This window comes from Pseudomonas sp. PDM01 (assembly GCF_014852325.1).
Classification (GTDB): domain Bacteria; phylum Pseudomonadota; class Gammaproteobacteria; order Pseudomonadales; family Pseudomonadaceae; genus Aquipseudomonas; species Aquipseudomonas migulae.
In genome coordinates this window covers 1-13857 of record NZ_JACVBK010000001.1, presented here as the reverse complement: position 1 = coordinate 13857, position 13857 = coordinate 1, and the positions used below count along the sequence as shown (strand labels likewise).

Here is a 13857-nt window from a genome sequence, read left to right as displayed (position 1 = left end):
GCGGGTGTCCCCTGGTGGTGGATAAGAGCCATCTCTTGTTGTTGTCGGGAGAGCGCCAGGCGGCCGATGGCGCGCCTGCCAGGGTCAAAGTAGGCCAGCAGAAGGATCATGTAAAATGATGATTAATGATCTTATGGATCAGAAATGGTGAAGGTGTTTGAGGTGTTAAACAGCGTTGCTGATTGCTTGTTTAAGCGCGCTCGTGGTTACGAGATGAAAGCTACAAAACCTTGCGCCGTTGCCTACGGGTACGCCAGAATCCGCCGGCTTGTGCGCTTTGGGGGTGCCCGGTAACTTGATTCGTGCCACTGCTCATCAGTGGTCGGGTTTAGTCGCCCGGGGGTGATTCAAAGCGTATTGGCATCCAGACAGTCAGGTCATTTCATGCCTGAACTTCATGGTAGCTGTGCGCAGGGCGCCTTCGGGTGCGCCGGTTTTGAGTCTCCCCCGGTCGACTAACCTGCGTACAGCTGCCACCCCTTGTTTAGTCGCAAGTCGGTGACGGCTCCACGTTTTTGGAGACAGAACCATGGTCAAACCTTCACCCAATCCGCCAGACACCGATCCAGCCTCCCCATACGAACCCGATTCAAACAAACTCAACGAGGCCGCCGAGCGTGCCCTCGACTACCACTTCCCGTCGACTGCCGACATCAAAGCCACGACGCGCACACCCAGCACTCTGTTTACCGTGGACCCAGCGCTCACGACCGAAACCCTGATGGTTTATCTGGTCGAGACACTGGCCTCGGTCGATGTGATGGTCCATCACTTGGTGGACCTTCTGGACGGTGGATCGCGTAATGCGCTGCTGGGCATTTCCAACAGCATCATGCTGGCGGAGATCACGGCGAACCGGGTGCTGGATCAGATTGATCCGCGAGACTAAACACCGCTAAGCGCAGCGTTTGTGGCGAGGGCGCTTGCTCCCTCGCCACAGTTGGATGTGTGTGCAGCTTCAGACCTGAAGCGCTTTCTGCAGCCACTTCGCCCGCTCCGACAGGCGCCGCTTCCAGTCTTCAGCCAACCCACGGCTTGCCGCCAGCGCCAGCAGGTCGTCGATCACCGGCCGGTGCGACAACTGCACCTGCCAGAATTCATCGATGGAAAAGCGCTCCGTTTGCCTTTCCAGCAGCTCGATCCGGTCGCCCGCTTCAATGAAACCCGGTTGAAGCACCCGGTAATACCAACCGGTGATTCGCTCCTTGGCGACATGCATCGACATACGCTCGGCGTCGAAACGATGATTGATTTTCCAACAAGGGCTGCGTGGCTGAGAGACCTGCAACACCGCACTGCCCATCTGGAACACATCGCCGATGTGCACGTTGCGCTCCGAGAGTTCGAACGCAGAAATGTTCTCCCCCAGGCTGCCCGGAAGCAGCTCATGGGCGCAGTGCGCAAAGGCCTGCGCCAGGTGCTGATAATTTTCGGCCGCATAGTGATGAACAGCCTTTTCCGGACCGCCGTGAACCCTGGTGTCGCCATGCTGGTCACCGACAATCCCGTGAAGCTCGACGCGAACGGGGCCTGAACGGCGCTGTTTGAAAATGCCCGTACGCTGCCCTTCAGGCTTCAACAGCCCCAGGCCGCCGGCGAAGACGTGATCTATTTTCGAAGTGAGTGTCATGGGTCGATCCGCATCTTTTACCGGGTTTCGGCCACTTTACTAACCACCGACAATGACCGTAAAGTGATCGTTAAATATGTCCATAATCACTTTTTATGATGGATGGTGACGATCATGGAAATGCGCCAACTGAAGATTTTCTGCGCGGTTGCCGAACTCGGCAGCTTCACCGCAGCCGCCGTCAACGTGAATACGGTGCAGTCCAACGTCACCATGCGGGTGAAGGAGCTGGAAGCCGAACTGAATCGGGAGCTGTTCATCCGCAAGAAATCCGGAGTGGTGCTCACGTCGGCGGGCGAGACCTTCCTCGGTTATGCGCGGCGCATCCTGCAGCTGACAGAAGAGAGTCGCAATGCGTTGACGGACACCGGCGTTCCGACCGGCCTGCTGCGGCTGGGCTCAATGGAAACCACGGCGGCCATTCGCTTGCCGCAGGTGCTGACGAAGTACCGCGAGCAATATCCCGAAGTGCAACTGTCGCTGCTGACCGGGACGACGGTCGAGCTGATCAAGGCAATTGAAGCCCATCGACTCGATGGCGCGTTTGTCGGCGGATTTCACCAGAACCCGGCGTTGGCGCAGGAAGAGGTGTTTCAAGAGGAACTGGTGCTGGTCAGCAGCAACCGCTTCGAGTCACTGCCCGCGCTCATCGAGAAAATCCCCCAGCAAACCGTGCTGGTCTTTCGCACCGGGTGCTTCTATCGCTCCACCCTGGAAAACTGGTTCTACCAAGTCGGGCTGGTGCCTAACCAGATCATGGAACTGGGCACCCTCGACGGCATCCTGTCATGCGTCGCGGCGGGCATGGGCGTGACCTTGCTGCCCAAAGCCATCGCAGAGAATTGCAGCGTGCGGCATGCGATTCGCTGCCACACGCTACCGGCCGAATTCGCCAACGTCTCGACCGTGTTCATCCGCAGGAACGACTCGATGATCACCTCGGCGATGAGCGCGTTTATCGGCCTGGCGCAGGAGCAGATTGCCCGGCCGGCGGCGTAAAACACTCAGTTCGACACTGTAGTTGCGAGCGGTGCGGCGTTCCGGTTTGCCTGCGAAAGCGTCAGGACATTCACTATTGAAACTGAATGCACTACCGCCTTCGCGAGCAAGCTTCGCTCCTACAGGTTAATCGAGGAGAGGCTTACTACAAGCCAAGGGCAAGCTCCGCCACACGTTCTGCTGCGGGGACGACGCTGTGGATCTTGCCAACGCCCTGCCCCGCGTACAGCGAAAGCTTCTTGGCCATGCGCGGTTTGTCGATTGCGCGGGCGCCACCGCCAATGAAACGCAGCAGGTTCCACTTGTCACGATTGGGGATCACCCGGTGCGGCGTGCCGTAGGTCCAACCGAACGAATACCCGGTCCGGTACTCGGTGTCATCCGTCGTCGCCTCGACAATTTTTTGCTTGTAGAGCGGGTGCGCATTCGACTCATCGGTGGCAATAAACGCGGTGCCCACCACCACCCCAGACGCGCCGAGCGACATCAGCGCCCGAACGTCGTCACCGTTGGTGATGCCACCAGCCGCCAGCACCGGCCGCCCCTCGGCAACGCAAAGGATTGAAGTCAGCAACGGCATGATGCCTATCGTGCCTCGATTCAAATGACCGCCACTTTCACTGCCCTGCGCCACGATGATGTCAGCGCCTTGCGCGATCGCGATTCTCGCCAGCTCCACCGAGCCCGTTTGCACCATGACCACCAACCCCGCGTCTTTCGCCCGGGGAATCATGTCGGCGGAATAGGCCTCGGCGTAAAACAAAGAGAGCAGTCGTGGTTTTTCTTCGAGGACCACCTGGAATTGCGCTTCAAACACGTCAGGGCCGCCGAACTGCGGCACCAGGTTTACGCCAAAGGGTTTGTCGGTCAGCGCTCGGGTTTCCTGTATCCATCGGCGCAAGGTCAAGGGTGGCAGGCGCAAGCCGCCCACCACGCCCAAGCCTCCGGCGTTGGCGACTGCCGCAACGAGCGGCGGGCCGGAAATCGCCGCCATCCCGCCGAGAAAAATCGGGTATTTCACGCCACACAATTGAGTGATGGCGTTACCTGCAAAATCGAATCTGGCTTCGTTCATGGCTCACAGCTCCACATGTTTTCCAAGCATCCGCTTGAGCGTGTTGTTCTTCAGGAGAAAGTGATTCTTGAGCGCACCGAACACGTGCAAGGCCAGGCCGGCCAGGAACGCCGACGCCCCGATATCAAAGAGCACATCGACCACCTGCTTCAGCGCTGCATTGGTGGGCAACAGCGCCGGAATCGAAAAGCCTCCGGGCAGCCCCACCCCTTCGCCGGCCGCAGCCCGCGAGGCCCACACCGCGACCGGCAGCAGCACCATAGCCAGGGCGAGCGCCACCGCAACGGAACGGCTGATGATCACTTCAATGGGATTGGGCGTGCCCACCGGCAGCGGGTGGTAAGCGGTGACCCTGGCCCAGAACCGATAGATCGATACGAGAAACAGGATCAGCCCCATGAGGTTTTGCAGGTGAGCCAACGACATCCGCCCGGCCTCACTGGACGCCTGGCCGATCATCACCTGCAAGCCGAGGATGGCGAGCAGCGACAACACCACGACCCAGTGCAGCACGACAGTGATGGGTGAAAACCTTAAGCCATTGTCTCGAAGTTGCATGGCTGACTCCTTTTGCAGAGAGCACAAATCAGGGTATGGAAATGACCGGCACACCCTCATCGCGATGAAGGTGTGCCGCGTCTTAGTGGCTGACCGCTTGCGATGCGCCAAGGCCGGTGCGGGCGCGAATGAGCTGATCATCGAAACGCTCGCGTTCAAGCGCTGCGCCGCGACTGCGATCAGTGACCGAGCCGAGCCAGGTAAACAGGAACGCCACGTTCATCGAGATGATGGCCGGGTAGTCGAAGGGGAAGATGGCGTCGGCATTACCCAGCACTTTGACCCACACCGCCGGCGAGAGAATCACCAGGCTGACCGAGCTCACCAGCCCGGCGATGCCACCGATCAACGCCCCGCGTGTAGTCAGCCCTTTCCAGTACATCGAGAGCACGAGGATCGGGAAGTTGACCGAGGCCGCCACGCCAAAGGTCAGCGCGACCAGGAAGGCGATGTTTTGGTCCTTGAACAAAATGCCCAGCACCACCGCAACGATGCCGATACCGACCGAGGCAATCTTCGACACACGCCGCTCGTCGTTCGCATCCGCACGGTTTTTGCGGAAGACTTGGACATAGAGGTCGTGTGAAATCGCTGAGGTGCCTGCCATGGTGAGCCCCGAGACCACGGCCAGGATCGTGGCAAACGCGACGGCGGAGATGAAGCCCAATAGCAGGTCGCCGCCCACGGCTTTTGCCAGATGCATCACCGGCATGTTCCCGCCGCCGATGAGCTTTCCACCGACAATGCCGGACTCATAGAAGGCCGGGTCTTGCCCGACGATCACGATGGCTGCCAGCCCCAACACCGCAACGATCAGGTAGAAGAAGCCGATGAAACCTGTCGCGACGAATACCGATTTGCGCGCTTGCTTGGCGTCCGGCACGGTAAAAAAGCGCATGAGGATATGGGGCAATCCTGCGGTACCGAAGACCAGGCCAAGCGACAGCGAGATGAGTGCCAAGGGGTCGGCCACCAGCTTGCTGGGCAGCAGGATCCGCTCGCCATCGTGATGGGCGGCAACCGCTTTTTCGAACAGTAGCTCGAACGAAAAACCGAACTTGCTCAACGCCAACACGGCCAGCAGTGTCCCGCCCACCAGCAGCAAGCCTGCCTTGATGATCTGCACCCAGGTGGTGGCGACCATCCCGCCAAACGTGACGTAGATCGCCATCAACAGACCGACAGCGATCACCGCGTAGTTGTAGGGAAGACCAAACAGCAGCTGGATCAACTGCCCTGCTCCGACCATCTGCACCACCAGATAAAAGCAGACCACGGTCAACGAGCCGAACGCGGTCATGGTGCGGATCCGGTTTTGATCGAGCCGGAACGAGGCGATGTCCGAGATGGTGATGCGCCCCAGATTGCGGATGCGCTCGGCGAACAGGAACAACAGCAACGGCCAGGCGACGAAGAAGCTGATCGAGTAGAGCACGCCATCAAAACCGTTGAAGAAAATCATGCTGGTGACGCCCAGTAACGCCGCCGCCGACATGTAGTCCCCCGCCAGTGCCAAACCGTTCTGGAAACCGGTGATGCCGCCGCCGGCGTTGTAGAAATCGTCCATCGATTTGGTCTTGGAGGCAGCCCAGTAAGTGATGCCCAGGGTGGTCAGCACGAAGACCAGAAACATCGCGATAGCGGTGATGTTCAGCGGCTGTTTGTCCACCGCCTGCAAGACGTCGGCGGCCGAGGCGCACGTGGTGACCGTGCCCAACAGAGAAGGCGCAATGAGGTAGCGAAGAATGGGTTTCATACGATGGCCCCCTCGCGAATTTCTGCGGTGAGGTCATCGAACTCGCCGTTGGCGCGCAGGATGTACAGGCCGGTAAACAACCAGGCGCCGACGATGAAGGCGACGCCCAGCGGCCAACCGATATTGATGATGCTGGTTGCGGAGAGTTTCTGCGCTAGAAGCTGGGGCGCGAACGCCGCGACGAGGATGAACGTGAAGTACGGGACAAGGGTGGCGGCAGTAAGACAAGCGACGAATCTTCGCTGCCGTGATACCAAATCCTGGTACCGGGGATGGTTGCGAATTCTGGCTGACTCGGATGCATGGTTCACGTTGACTCCGTGTAGCAGTGGACAGTTATTGTTGTTCCACAGCCTCAAATTCGAAGACTCGATTTGCCACTGGCTGCGGTGTATTTGCACCCTCAACCTATGCCCGGCCAAAGATCATGTAAAACGATCATTAATGATGCGTATGATCTTTTTTGATGAATTAAATCGCACCCTATGTCGGCCATTGCTTGCCTTTGCCGCACACGAAAACTAATCTGCTGAACGCTGTTTATTTGCGGTTGGTTATTGGTTTTAGAGATAGGTGAATTCGATGGATGTCACGGATCTGAAGGTGGTCGATGCGGTTGCGCGCCACGGCAGCATGAACAAGGCTGCGAGCGAGCTGAACACCGTGCAGTCCAACGTGTCCGCGAGGATTCGGTCGCTGGAGGACGAGCTCGGGGTGGCGCTGTTTCAACGCAGCGCCAGAGGGGTTCAGGTCACGCCGGCTGGGCGTCGGATCCTGCCGTTCGCCGCCCGCCTTTCCCGGCTCCTGTCCGATGCATCCTGCGCTGCGCGCGATGATGGGCATCCAAAAGGTGTCTTCGAGATCGGTACGCTCGAGACGACGCTGGCGCTGCGCCTTCCACGGCTGATCGCAAAATTTGCCAAGGCCTACCCGGAGGTTCGCCCGGTGATTCGCACCGGCACCACCTGCAGCCTGATCCAGGGCGTCATCGACTGTAAGCTCGAAGGGGCGTTTGTCGTGGGCCCGGTCAATCACCCGGAATTGCTCAGTGAGCAAGCCTTCCGCGAAGAGCTCGTGCTGGTCACATCCTGTGCCATTGACACGCTGGACGCGGTCGCCGCGGTCGACAATCTGAAGACGGTGGTTTTTCGAATCGGCTGTTCCTACCGCCAGCGCCTGGATTCCCTGCTGGCCAACCTGGGCATCCTGGCGCCTGAGCCACTGGAGTTTGGCTCGATTGAAGCGATTATTGCCTGTGTGTCGGCGGGCGTCGGGGTCACGCTGTTGCCCCGAGGTGTTGTGGCGAACGCTTTGCGCGAAGGGTTGGTCAACGTGCATGAGCTCGCACCAGACATCGCCGAGGTAGAGACGGTGTTCGTCAGGCGCCTTGATGGCTATTTTTCCAGCGCGTTATCCACTTTTCTGGACAGCGTTCGTCTGGACGGTGTCGCCCAGGTAGCGATTCCTGACCCAGCCGTTCATCAAGGCGCATAACACCAGCAATGCCGCCGTCACCAGGAACACATGATGCAAGCCGAGATGGGCGCCAATCTGGCCGCCAATCAAGGGACCTATCACCTGCCCTGAGAACTGCGCCGATTGCAGGTAACCGAGGATTTTGCCGGTGTTGTGCTCTTCGACCGAATGCCGGATCAGCTTGGCAATCGCGGGCAGGAGCCCGGCAATGGTCATGCCCATGACGCCGCGCAATACCGCCAGTTGCCACCATTGCGTGACGAACGCTTGGGGCACCATGACCACGGCCGTCAGCAACAGGCAACCAACAATCACGCTCCAGCCGCCCACCCGGTCGGCCAGCGCCCCCAACCTGGCGGCGGTCAGGATACTGCCCAACGCGGAACAGGCCATGACCACGCCGGCTATCCGCGCCTGATGATCAACCGGTACGCCGAGGTCGCCGATGTAGACGGTGATGATCGGCTCAATCGACATGTTGGCCAACAGCACCATCATCGCAGTCATGAGCAGTGCAGCGATGACCGGCCATTTCGAACCGGCCCCCTCAGGCCGGTTTTTCCTGTCCCGTTGTCTGGCGTCCGACGCTCGGTCGAAATCCTCACGAACGAACAGGATGGTGGTCATGGCGGCGACCGCAATCATTGCGCCACCGACGAAAAAGGTGCCGCGAATACCGACAAGCTCAGGTAAAAAACCGCCAACCAGTGGCCCGATCAGGTTGCCGGACAAGGCTCCCGTGGACAAGACACCGAGTGCCCAACCCGCCCTTTCGCGCGGGACCTGCGACCCGATCATGACGATGGACGCCGATGCGTAGCCACCGATGAGCCCGGCGATGAGGCGCAGTGCAACCAGGTCGGTAACGTCCCGGGCCAGCCCGATCAACGACATGACAATGGCCATCCCGATGGCTGCTCTGACCAGCATCGGTTTTCGGCCATAGCGATCAGCCAAGCGTCCCCACAACGGCGCGGTAATCGCCGTGCCGAAAAAAGTCGCGCCGAATGCCACGGCCGACCATTGCACCACGTCCGCCTGCGACGTCACGCCCAGTTGTTGAACGTACAACGGTAAAAAGGGCAACAACATGCTCAGGCTGACCAGTGTCGTGAACGAGCCGAACACACAAACGGTCAGGTTGCGGCGCCAATACATCACGTTTCTATCGGAGTAATTCACGGTGTCAAAGGCTCCGGGAATCGCTGGAGCTTTTCGCCGCCTTGGACGGATCAAACCAGTGGGCGCCGATAATCGCTGGAAGCAACGGCGTATATGCAAACCGCGCAAGGCCGATGCCGACCAGGCTTGCAGCAAAGCCTGCCACCGTTGCCCAGCCTGCGCTGGCTGGCCGCAACGCGGGCTGCGCATTGGCGATCGTTGTGTTCAACCTGTTCATCATCCGCCCTTCTCTACTTCAGACAGGGCAGACATTACGCGCGCGGGATATATCTCAAGAAGCGAATTAATCTGATCGGGTTATCTCCCATAGAGATACCCAGCGCTACGGCCAGTGGCGAAATTCAATCCGACGCCTTAATCCACAATGAACAATTTTGCGCCACTGGTGGTGAACGACCGATGCCCTTCAGCATTGTTGCCCACCTGATAACTCATGCCGGCCGTCAGCGTGAATTGTCGACCGTCCTCCAGTTCCGTGTGCAACTCGCCTTCCAGGCACAACAGGATATGACCTCTCCAGCACCAATGATCGGCGAGGTATCCGGGGCTGTATTCAACCATTCGCACACGCGTCGAACCAAACTGACAGGTTCGCCAATAGGCGTTTCCGGTCTGGCCGGCATGGGTGACAGGTTCGATCGTCGACCAGTCGGTCGTCCCGAACGGGATGGCGGTGAGATCCATTTTTACCTCATCGAATACGGTAGAGGCGCAAACGTAACAACCTCGCGATGTGGCCGATAGACACAGATGGCCCGCATTTACGGGATACAGGGTTCAGTGAATACTCCCATGCAGCCAGGTGATCTGCGAAACTGCCGAATGGCTGAACAGCCTTTGAATGGTTTAACCCTCCCGTAGAAGAGAGCGAACACATGGTCACTTGTTACCTGAAGTACGTGCTGGACCCGTACCAGATCAGCGCATTCGAACACTACGCAAAGTTGTGGATTCCACTGGTGGAAAAATTCGGTGGCCAGCACCACGGCTATTTCCTGCCGTCCGAGGGCGCCAACAACATCGCGTTGGCGATGTTCACTTTTGCGAGCCTTGCCGAGTACGAGCGCTATCGGCAGGACTCCATGAACGACGCGGACTGCATCGCGGCGTTCAAGTATGCCGAGGATAAAAAATTCATCCTCAGCTATGAGCGGAGTTTTTTCCGGCCGGTGTTTGGGGATCAGGCGTAAACCCGTTCGGAAAGTCTTTTGCCGGGGTTCCCTCAGGCCGTCATGACGGGAACAGATCCAGTGTGCGCTCGACCTCTTGAATGTCGATTTTGAAGCCGTCGCCCTCTGGCGTTCCGACCACGAAGCCGAAATTCTGCCTGTCGCGATCCGTCAGGAACTTGTAGTAGCTGACGAAACGGTTCGGTGGCTGCAGTGCCAGCAACGAACCGCCCGGCTGGAGCACATTGACGCCGTGCACCAGCTGACTGCCTTCGACCCCCACCACCGTCCGCGCCCCGGCGCAGGTCGCCACGATGGTCGGCACATCGGTTTTCAAAGGATCGAGAACGCGGAACCCCCTGCTCTTGCGCAGGTGTTCAGCGACCTCGAGCTCATTGCGCAAAAAGCGCAAGTCACCGTCGCCACCGCGCAGAATGAACACGCCGGGGTGAGCCTCATGTTTGACGTGCGACAGCAGTTTTTCCCCCATGGCCCGGTAACGCAGATGCCTGTTTCGATTGTTGCTCAAGTCGTCGAACAGCACGAGTTCACGAAAAAACGCACTGTGCAGGCGCGCCGGTTTCATGCCAAACCAGTCTTCGTAAGCGGGAGCCTGGGTAAACAACGGAAACCTGGCGGAGGGCGCGGTGGTCACCGGCACGCCTTCATCGCAGGCCAGGGAATAGGTCGGGCAGTCTTCCATCAACCAGGTTCCAAACCAGGTATTGCCGTTTTGCGTGCAGTAGACGGCGGCGCGATCGATCTCGGTGTCCACGGTAATGCGCGGGAACATACTTGGCTTGAGCGACAGCCACAGACTGGCGTTGTCCTTGTAGAGCGCGCCATCGATCATCCAGACGTCCTTGAGCAAGTAGCCACGGGTCGGCCCTTGTTCTACGTCGCCCAGCCCCTGCATGGTGCGGGCGGGATGCTCGAAAGGATAAAAACGCTTCGCCTCCCACCCTGTCACGCGGTCCATTTGACCGGGCAGGAAGAACGCCGACGGAGAATGAGTCGTCTCGCCCGGCGCAATATCCCAACTTTTCAGCGCGATGCTTTTCAAGTTGATATCGGCTTTGCGTGCGAGTCTTTTTCTCGCCATGTTTTTGTAGGCGGCCAGGGTCCATTTTTTTTGATTGCCAGCGGTCGACGTGCTGATTGGCGAGAGATCGCTTTCCATGAAGAGTCCTCCCTGCAGGCAGGGTCAAAAGTCAGGTGCGAGCGCTGTCATTATTCAGTCCTGGAAATGGCTCAGCTGGATGGAATCCGTTCCATGACGGGTTGTGTCTGCAAATTGGCATAGCGACTGCGCAAGGTGTCGAGAAACTGTTCGCCCGAGCTCTTGGCGCAATACAGGTAAATTTTGTGCAGCCCGCCAAACACCATTTCGTGATAACGGCTGGCGACTTCCTCATCGCTTGGCCCGTCCGGCAGGCCAAGGTGCAAGGTTATTTCCTTGCCTTCGACAGCAAACAGCGGCGTGTCCCAGAGGAATCTGGCTCTCCCGGTCTTGGGCAGCCGGACGAACATGTACGCGTGGTTTCCCAAGGAATCGATATCACCGCCGCGCCGTCTTTTCCATTTCAGCAGCCCGTCATCCGGACGGGCCACGCAAAGACCGATGTCGTAATAATCGAAGCCATTGTCGATGGCCCATTCAAGTGCCATGAAGGTGGTAATCGAGTTGACCTCGCGCAGTTTTTTCGCATCTGAAAAAATCGGCTCGACGTACCCGAAACGCAGCGTGCTCCAGTAGCGCTTGCCGCCCCGAGTGACGACGCAACCCAGGTGGCAGGCAACCACCTCGTCTTCCAGCATGATCAGGTCGAGCCGGCCGACGGTCTTGGCAATTCTCAAGACTTCCTGAGAGGGAAACTGCGCAGCGTGGATGCCTTGCCGTGCTTCGGCATAAGGTCGAAGCATTTCCCTGTCGGCCTTTTCGATTTCGTCATCCAGCAGCGTCTGGACCATCCGGTAGCGCGGTCGGTTCTTGCGGATGTTTCGACGCAACTCGCTATCGTATTTGGCGGTGATGTCTTCGATGGGGCGCCCCAGCGGTACGACGGCACTCAGGTAGAGGGGCACATTCAAGGCCCCCGGGGACGGCGCTTCACTGACCACCACCACATGATGCGACGCGGCAGGTGCCGATTCGTCGTCGACCGTATCGGGCGGCCCCTGGGACTTCCCGCCGATGAGCAGCTTGGCCATTTCCCGCTGCTTTTTCCTGCCGATGTAGAGAAATTCGTAAGGACTGTCGTTCTGCAGCTTGAAGCGGGCAATCTCCCACTTCCAGAAACACGCACGCCCCAGGATGTCCCGCAGCCAGGTTGCCGCGTTCCTGACTTCATAACGTAATGAAGGAGAAATCAGTTTTCGGATAACGGCCGCCAGCTTCTCTTTCATTTCTTCGTCATCCTTTGAGCTATCTGTCGTGAAATCAGAGAAAGATCCGGGCGGGACTTGATACTTTCACTTAACCCTTGATATTTAAGAAATATTTGATGGAATTACGCGTTCCCCATCAGTAACTATTAAAGATCAAGGCAGGGACTTTGCAAGCGGCGTATCGGCAGCGTAACCGTATATTTCATGACGCCAAAATTTCTACTTTTCTGGACAGGCACGGGTTCAAAAATGCCCTCCCGGCAACTGCCCCCAAATGCGCCAAGCCGGGCAAAGGGCAGACGCAACAGCGTCTAAACTGCAGGATACAAACACGCCTCTTTATACAGGGAACACGGGATGACCGGAAAAACCGCGCGCCCATGCGGGTCATGGGTCTTGCCCGCCCTGCTCGCCATCAACCTGGCGCTGACAGCGGGCTGCGCACGCAACACCGCCACGCCTCGCACTTGGGCCTCAAACGCAGGCTCACCTTGCTACGCCAAAGCGCTGCCCACTGTCGGCGAAGGTGGCTTGGCCTGGGGTTCCACCCTCGACATGGCCCGCCAGAAATCCATGGACAATTGCATTCGCTACGCCGGACGCTCCGGTGGCGCGCCGGATACCTGCCAGGTGGTGTTGGCAGAGTGCAGAAAATAATGCAGCGTCACTAACAGCGTCCGCGCCACGCGCACTTGCCCTATCCTTCTCTCCAACCCACAACTCCGGACATCGACATGCCCGCCCCCGAATCGACCCTTCTCGATAGCTGGCACCACAACGCCCAATCCTGGATCGACGCGATCCGCAGCGGCGCCATCGAAAGCCGCCTCAAGGTCACCGACCAGGCGATCCTGCTGGCAGTGGCAAGCCGTCAGCCCGAACGCGTGCTCGACCTGGGCTGCGGCGAAGGCTGGCTGTTGCGGGCGCTGGCTGAACGGGCGATCAATGGGGTCGGTGTGGATGGCGATGCGACGCTGGTCGAGGCGGCGCGGTCAGCAGGCTCTTCGCCGGTGCATCTGGCGAACTATGAACAATTGGCGCAAGCCGAAGTGGACATCGGCAGCGACTACGACCTGATCTGCGCCAACTTCGCCCTGCTGCACCAGGACATCATCCCCCTGCTCACCGCCATGAACGCCTTGCTCGCCCCCGGCGGCGCACTGGTGATCCAGACGCTGCATCCGTGGAGCGCAGCGGCCGGCGACTATCAGGATGGCTGGCGGCAAGAAACGTTCACCGGGTTCAAGGGACAGTGGCAACCCATGCCGTGGTACTTCCGCACCTTGTCCAGCTGGCTCAATGCGCTGGACATGGCCGGCTTTCAACTGACGGGCCTGCAGGAGCCACAGCACCCGCAAAGCCCTGTGCCGCAGTCGTTGTTGTTGGTGGCTGAAGTGCGGCGGTGAGTTCGTTTGATGGATGTCGGCGGGGGGGTGTTTGGTTGAAGACTCACTAGCGGATCTCAGGCGATTGCTGCCATTTACGGAAGGCGGCAATCGGCCAAAAGCAATGGGATGGACTCCTCCTCACCTCGGCATCTTGAGTGCCAGACTGAAGGTGCGAACCACAGTCAACCGTGAGAAGGAGTCCACACATGAAGCTTATGCGCATTGGGGTCGACCTG

The 13857-nt window shown here is 58.9% G+C and carries 15 protein-coding genes and 1 pseudogene; 6 read left to right on the top strand and 10 right to left on the bottom strand.

Annotated features, from left to right (window positions below; genetic code table 11):
* The first annotated feature begins 529 nt into the window (after nt 1-529).
* Nucleotides 530-889 carry a DUF6124 family protein gene (locus tag IB246_RS00080; RefSeq protein WP_008039775.1) on the top strand — a complete coding sequence of 120 codons (360 nt, stop codon included), beginning with the start codon at nt 530-532 and terminating at the stop codon, nt 887-889.
* A 69-nt stretch (nt 890-958) separates the two neighbouring features.
* On the opposite strand, the gene IB246_RS00075 is transcribed toward IB246_RS00080, so the two are convergent.
* A complete protein-coding gene (locus IB246_RS00075) occupies nt 959-1630 on the bottom strand; it encodes an MOSC domain-containing protein (RefSeq protein WP_008039772.1) in 672 nt (223 codons plus the stop codon).
* Nucleotides 1631-1744: 114 nt separating this feature from the next.
* Between IB246_RS00075 and IB246_RS00070 the strand changes: the two genes are divergently transcribed.
* Entirely contained in the window at nt 1745-2629 is an 885-nt protein-coding gene (locus IB246_RS00070) for a LysR family transcriptional regulator (RefSeq protein ID WP_008039770.1), read from the top strand.
* Nucleotides 2630-2774: 145 nt separating this feature from the next.
* Here IB246_RS00070 and IB246_RS00065 read toward each other — a convergent pair whose 3' ends face one another.
* From IB246_RS00065 to IB246_RS00050, 4 genes are all read right to left on the bottom strand, one after another.
* The gene (locus IB246_RS00065; protein ID WP_008039757.1) at nt 2775-3704 is read right to left on the bottom strand and encodes an NAD(P)H-dependent flavin oxidoreductase; all 930 of its coding nucleotides are present in this window, start codon (nt 3702-3704) and stop codon (nt 2775-2777) included.
* A 3-nt stretch (nt 3705-3707) separates the two neighbouring features.
* The gene (locus tag IB246_RS00060; RefSeq protein WP_008039756.1) at nt 3708-4262 is read right to left on the bottom strand and encodes a cytochrome b; all 555 of its coding nucleotides are present in this window, start codon (nt 4260-4262) and stop codon (nt 3708-3710) included.
* An 82-nt stretch (nt 4263-4344) separates the two neighbouring features.
* The gene (locus tag IB246_RS00055) at nt 4345-6018 is read right to left on the bottom strand and encodes a cation acetate symporter (RefSeq protein WP_008039755.1); all 1674 of its coding nucleotides are present in this window, start codon (nt 6016-6018) and stop codon (nt 4345-4347) included.
* Nucleotides 6015-6329: a DUF485 domain-containing protein gene (locus tag IB246_RS00050; protein ID WP_008029410.1), complete on the bottom strand. Its 315-nt coding sequence runs from the start codon at nt 6327-6329 to the stop codon at nt 6015-6017. Before IB246_RS00050 ends, IB246_RS00055 begins: the two co-directional genes overlap by 4 nt.
* 271 nt (nt 6330-6600) lie before the next feature.
* Between IB246_RS00050 and IB246_RS00045 the strand changes: the two genes are divergently transcribed.
* On the top strand, nt 6601-7512 hold the full coding sequence (locus IB246_RS00045) for a LysR family transcriptional regulator (RefSeq protein ID WP_008039754.1): 912 nt from the start codon (nt 6601-6603) through the stop codon (nt 7510-7512).
* Here the strand turns inward: IB246_RS00045 and IB246_RS00040 are convergent.
* The 3 genes and pseudogenes from IB246_RS00040 to IB246_RS00030 form a co-directional block, all read right to left on the bottom strand.
* On the bottom strand, nt 7429-8676 hold the full coding sequence (locus IB246_RS00040; protein ID WP_008039753.1) for an MFS transporter: 1248 nt from the start codon (nt 8674-8676) through the stop codon (nt 7429-7431). The two genes, IB246_RS00045 and IB246_RS00040, sit on opposite strands and share 84 nt — an antisense overlap.
* A 43-nt stretch (nt 8677-8719) precedes the next feature.
* Nucleotides 8720-8896: pseudogene (locus IB246_RS00035) on the bottom strand (YbfB/YjiJ family MFS transporter); the annotation flags it as partial.
* A 134-nt stretch (nt 8897-9030) separates the two neighbouring features.
* A complete protein-coding gene (locus IB246_RS00030) occupies nt 9031-9360 on the bottom strand; it encodes a DHCW motif cupin fold protein (protein WP_008029418.1) in 330 nt (109 codons plus the stop codon).
* A gap of 191 nt (nt 9361-9551) precedes the next feature.
* Here IB246_RS00030 and IB246_RS00025 point away from each other — a divergent pair, with 191 nt between their 5' ends.
* Nucleotides 9552-9866 carry an NIPSNAP family protein gene (locus tag IB246_RS00025; RefSeq protein ID WP_008029420.1) on the top strand — a complete coding sequence of 105 codons (315 nt, stop codon included), beginning with the start codon at nt 9552-9554 and terminating at the stop codon, nt 9864-9866.
* A 40-nt stretch (nt 9867-9906) separates the two neighbouring features.
* On the opposite strand, the gene IB246_RS00020 is transcribed toward IB246_RS00025, so the two are convergent.
* Both IB246_RS00020 and IB246_RS00015 read right to left on the bottom strand, forming a co-directional pair.
* Nucleotides 9907-11025 carry a glycosyltransferase 61 family protein gene (locus IB246_RS00020; protein ID WP_008039751.1) on the bottom strand — a complete coding sequence of 373 codons (1119 nt, stop codon included), beginning with the start codon at nt 11023-11025 and terminating at the stop codon, nt 9907-9909.
* 71 nt (nt 11026-11096) lie between these two features.
* The gene (locus IB246_RS00015) at nt 11097-12251 is read right to left on the bottom strand and encodes a hypothetical protein (protein ID WP_008039749.1); all 1155 of its coding nucleotides are present in this window, start codon (nt 12249-12251) and stop codon (nt 11097-11099) included.
* A gap of 339 nt (nt 12252-12590) precedes the next feature.
* Here IB246_RS00015 and IB246_RS00010 point away from each other — a divergent pair, with 339 nt between their 5' ends.
* Together IB246_RS00010 and IB246_RS00005 are read left to right on the top strand one after the other, a co-directional pair.
* On the top strand, nt 12591-12890 hold the full coding sequence (locus IB246_RS00010; RefSeq protein WP_008039747.1) for a hypothetical protein: 300 nt from the start codon (nt 12591-12593) through the stop codon (nt 12888-12890).
* 77 nt (nt 12891-12967) lie between these two features.
* Nucleotides 12968-13639, top strand: coding sequence for a class I SAM-dependent methyltransferase (locus IB246_RS00005; RefSeq protein ID WP_008039746.1), 672 nt, complete (start codon nt 12968-12970; stop codon nt 13637-13639).
* Nucleotides 13640-13857: the final 218 nt, after the last annotated feature.

Coding starts and splice junctions, on each gene's coding strand:
- IB246_RS00045 (WP_008039754.1), top strand. CDS start 6,601: ATGGATGTCACGGATCTGAAGGTGGTCGATGCGGTTGCGCGCCACGGC.
- IB246_RS00020 (WP_008039751.1), bottom strand. CDS start 11,025: ATGGAAAGCGATCTCTCGCCAATCAGCACGTCGACCGCTGGCAATCAA.
- IB246_RS00075 (WP_008039772.1), bottom strand. CDS start 1,630: ATGACACTCACTTCGAAAATAGATCACGTCTTCGCCGGCGGCCTGGGG.
- IB246_RS00005 (WP_008039746.1), top strand. CDS start 12,968: ATGCCCGCCCCCGAATCGACCCTTCTCGATAGCTGGCACCACAACGCC.
- IB246_RS00055 (WP_008039755.1), bottom strand. CDS start 6,018: ATGAAACCCATTCTTCGCTACCTCATTGCGCCTTCTCTGTTGGGCACG.
- IB246_RS00010 (WP_008039747.1), top strand. CDS start 12,591: ATGACCGGAAAAACCGCGCGCCCATGCGGGTCATGGGTCTTGCCCGCC.
- IB246_RS00025 (WP_008029420.1), top strand. CDS start 9,552: ATGGTCACTTGTTACCTGAAGTACGTGCTGGACCCGTACCAGATCAGC.
- IB246_RS00030 (WP_008029418.1), bottom strand. CDS start 9,360: ATGGATCTCACCGCCATCCCGTTCGGGACGACCGACTGGTCGACGATC.
- IB246_RS00015 (WP_008039749.1), bottom strand. CDS start 12,251: ATGAAAGAGAAGCTGGCGGCCGTTATCCGAAAACTGATTTCTCCTTCA.
- IB246_RS00080 (WP_008039775.1), top strand. CDS start 530: ATGGTCAAACCTTCACCCAATCCGCCAGACACCGATCCAGCCTCCCCA.
- IB246_RS00065 (WP_008039757.1), bottom strand. CDS start 3,704: ATGAACGAAGCCAGATTCGATTTTGCAGGTAACGCCATCACTCAATTG.
- IB246_RS00070 (WP_008039770.1), top strand. CDS start 1,745: ATGGAAATGCGCCAACTGAAGATTTTCTGCGCGGTTGCCGAACTCGGC.
- IB246_RS00060 (WP_008039756.1), bottom strand. CDS start 4,262: ATGCAACTTCGAGACAATGGCTTAAGGTTTTCACCCATCACTGTCGTG.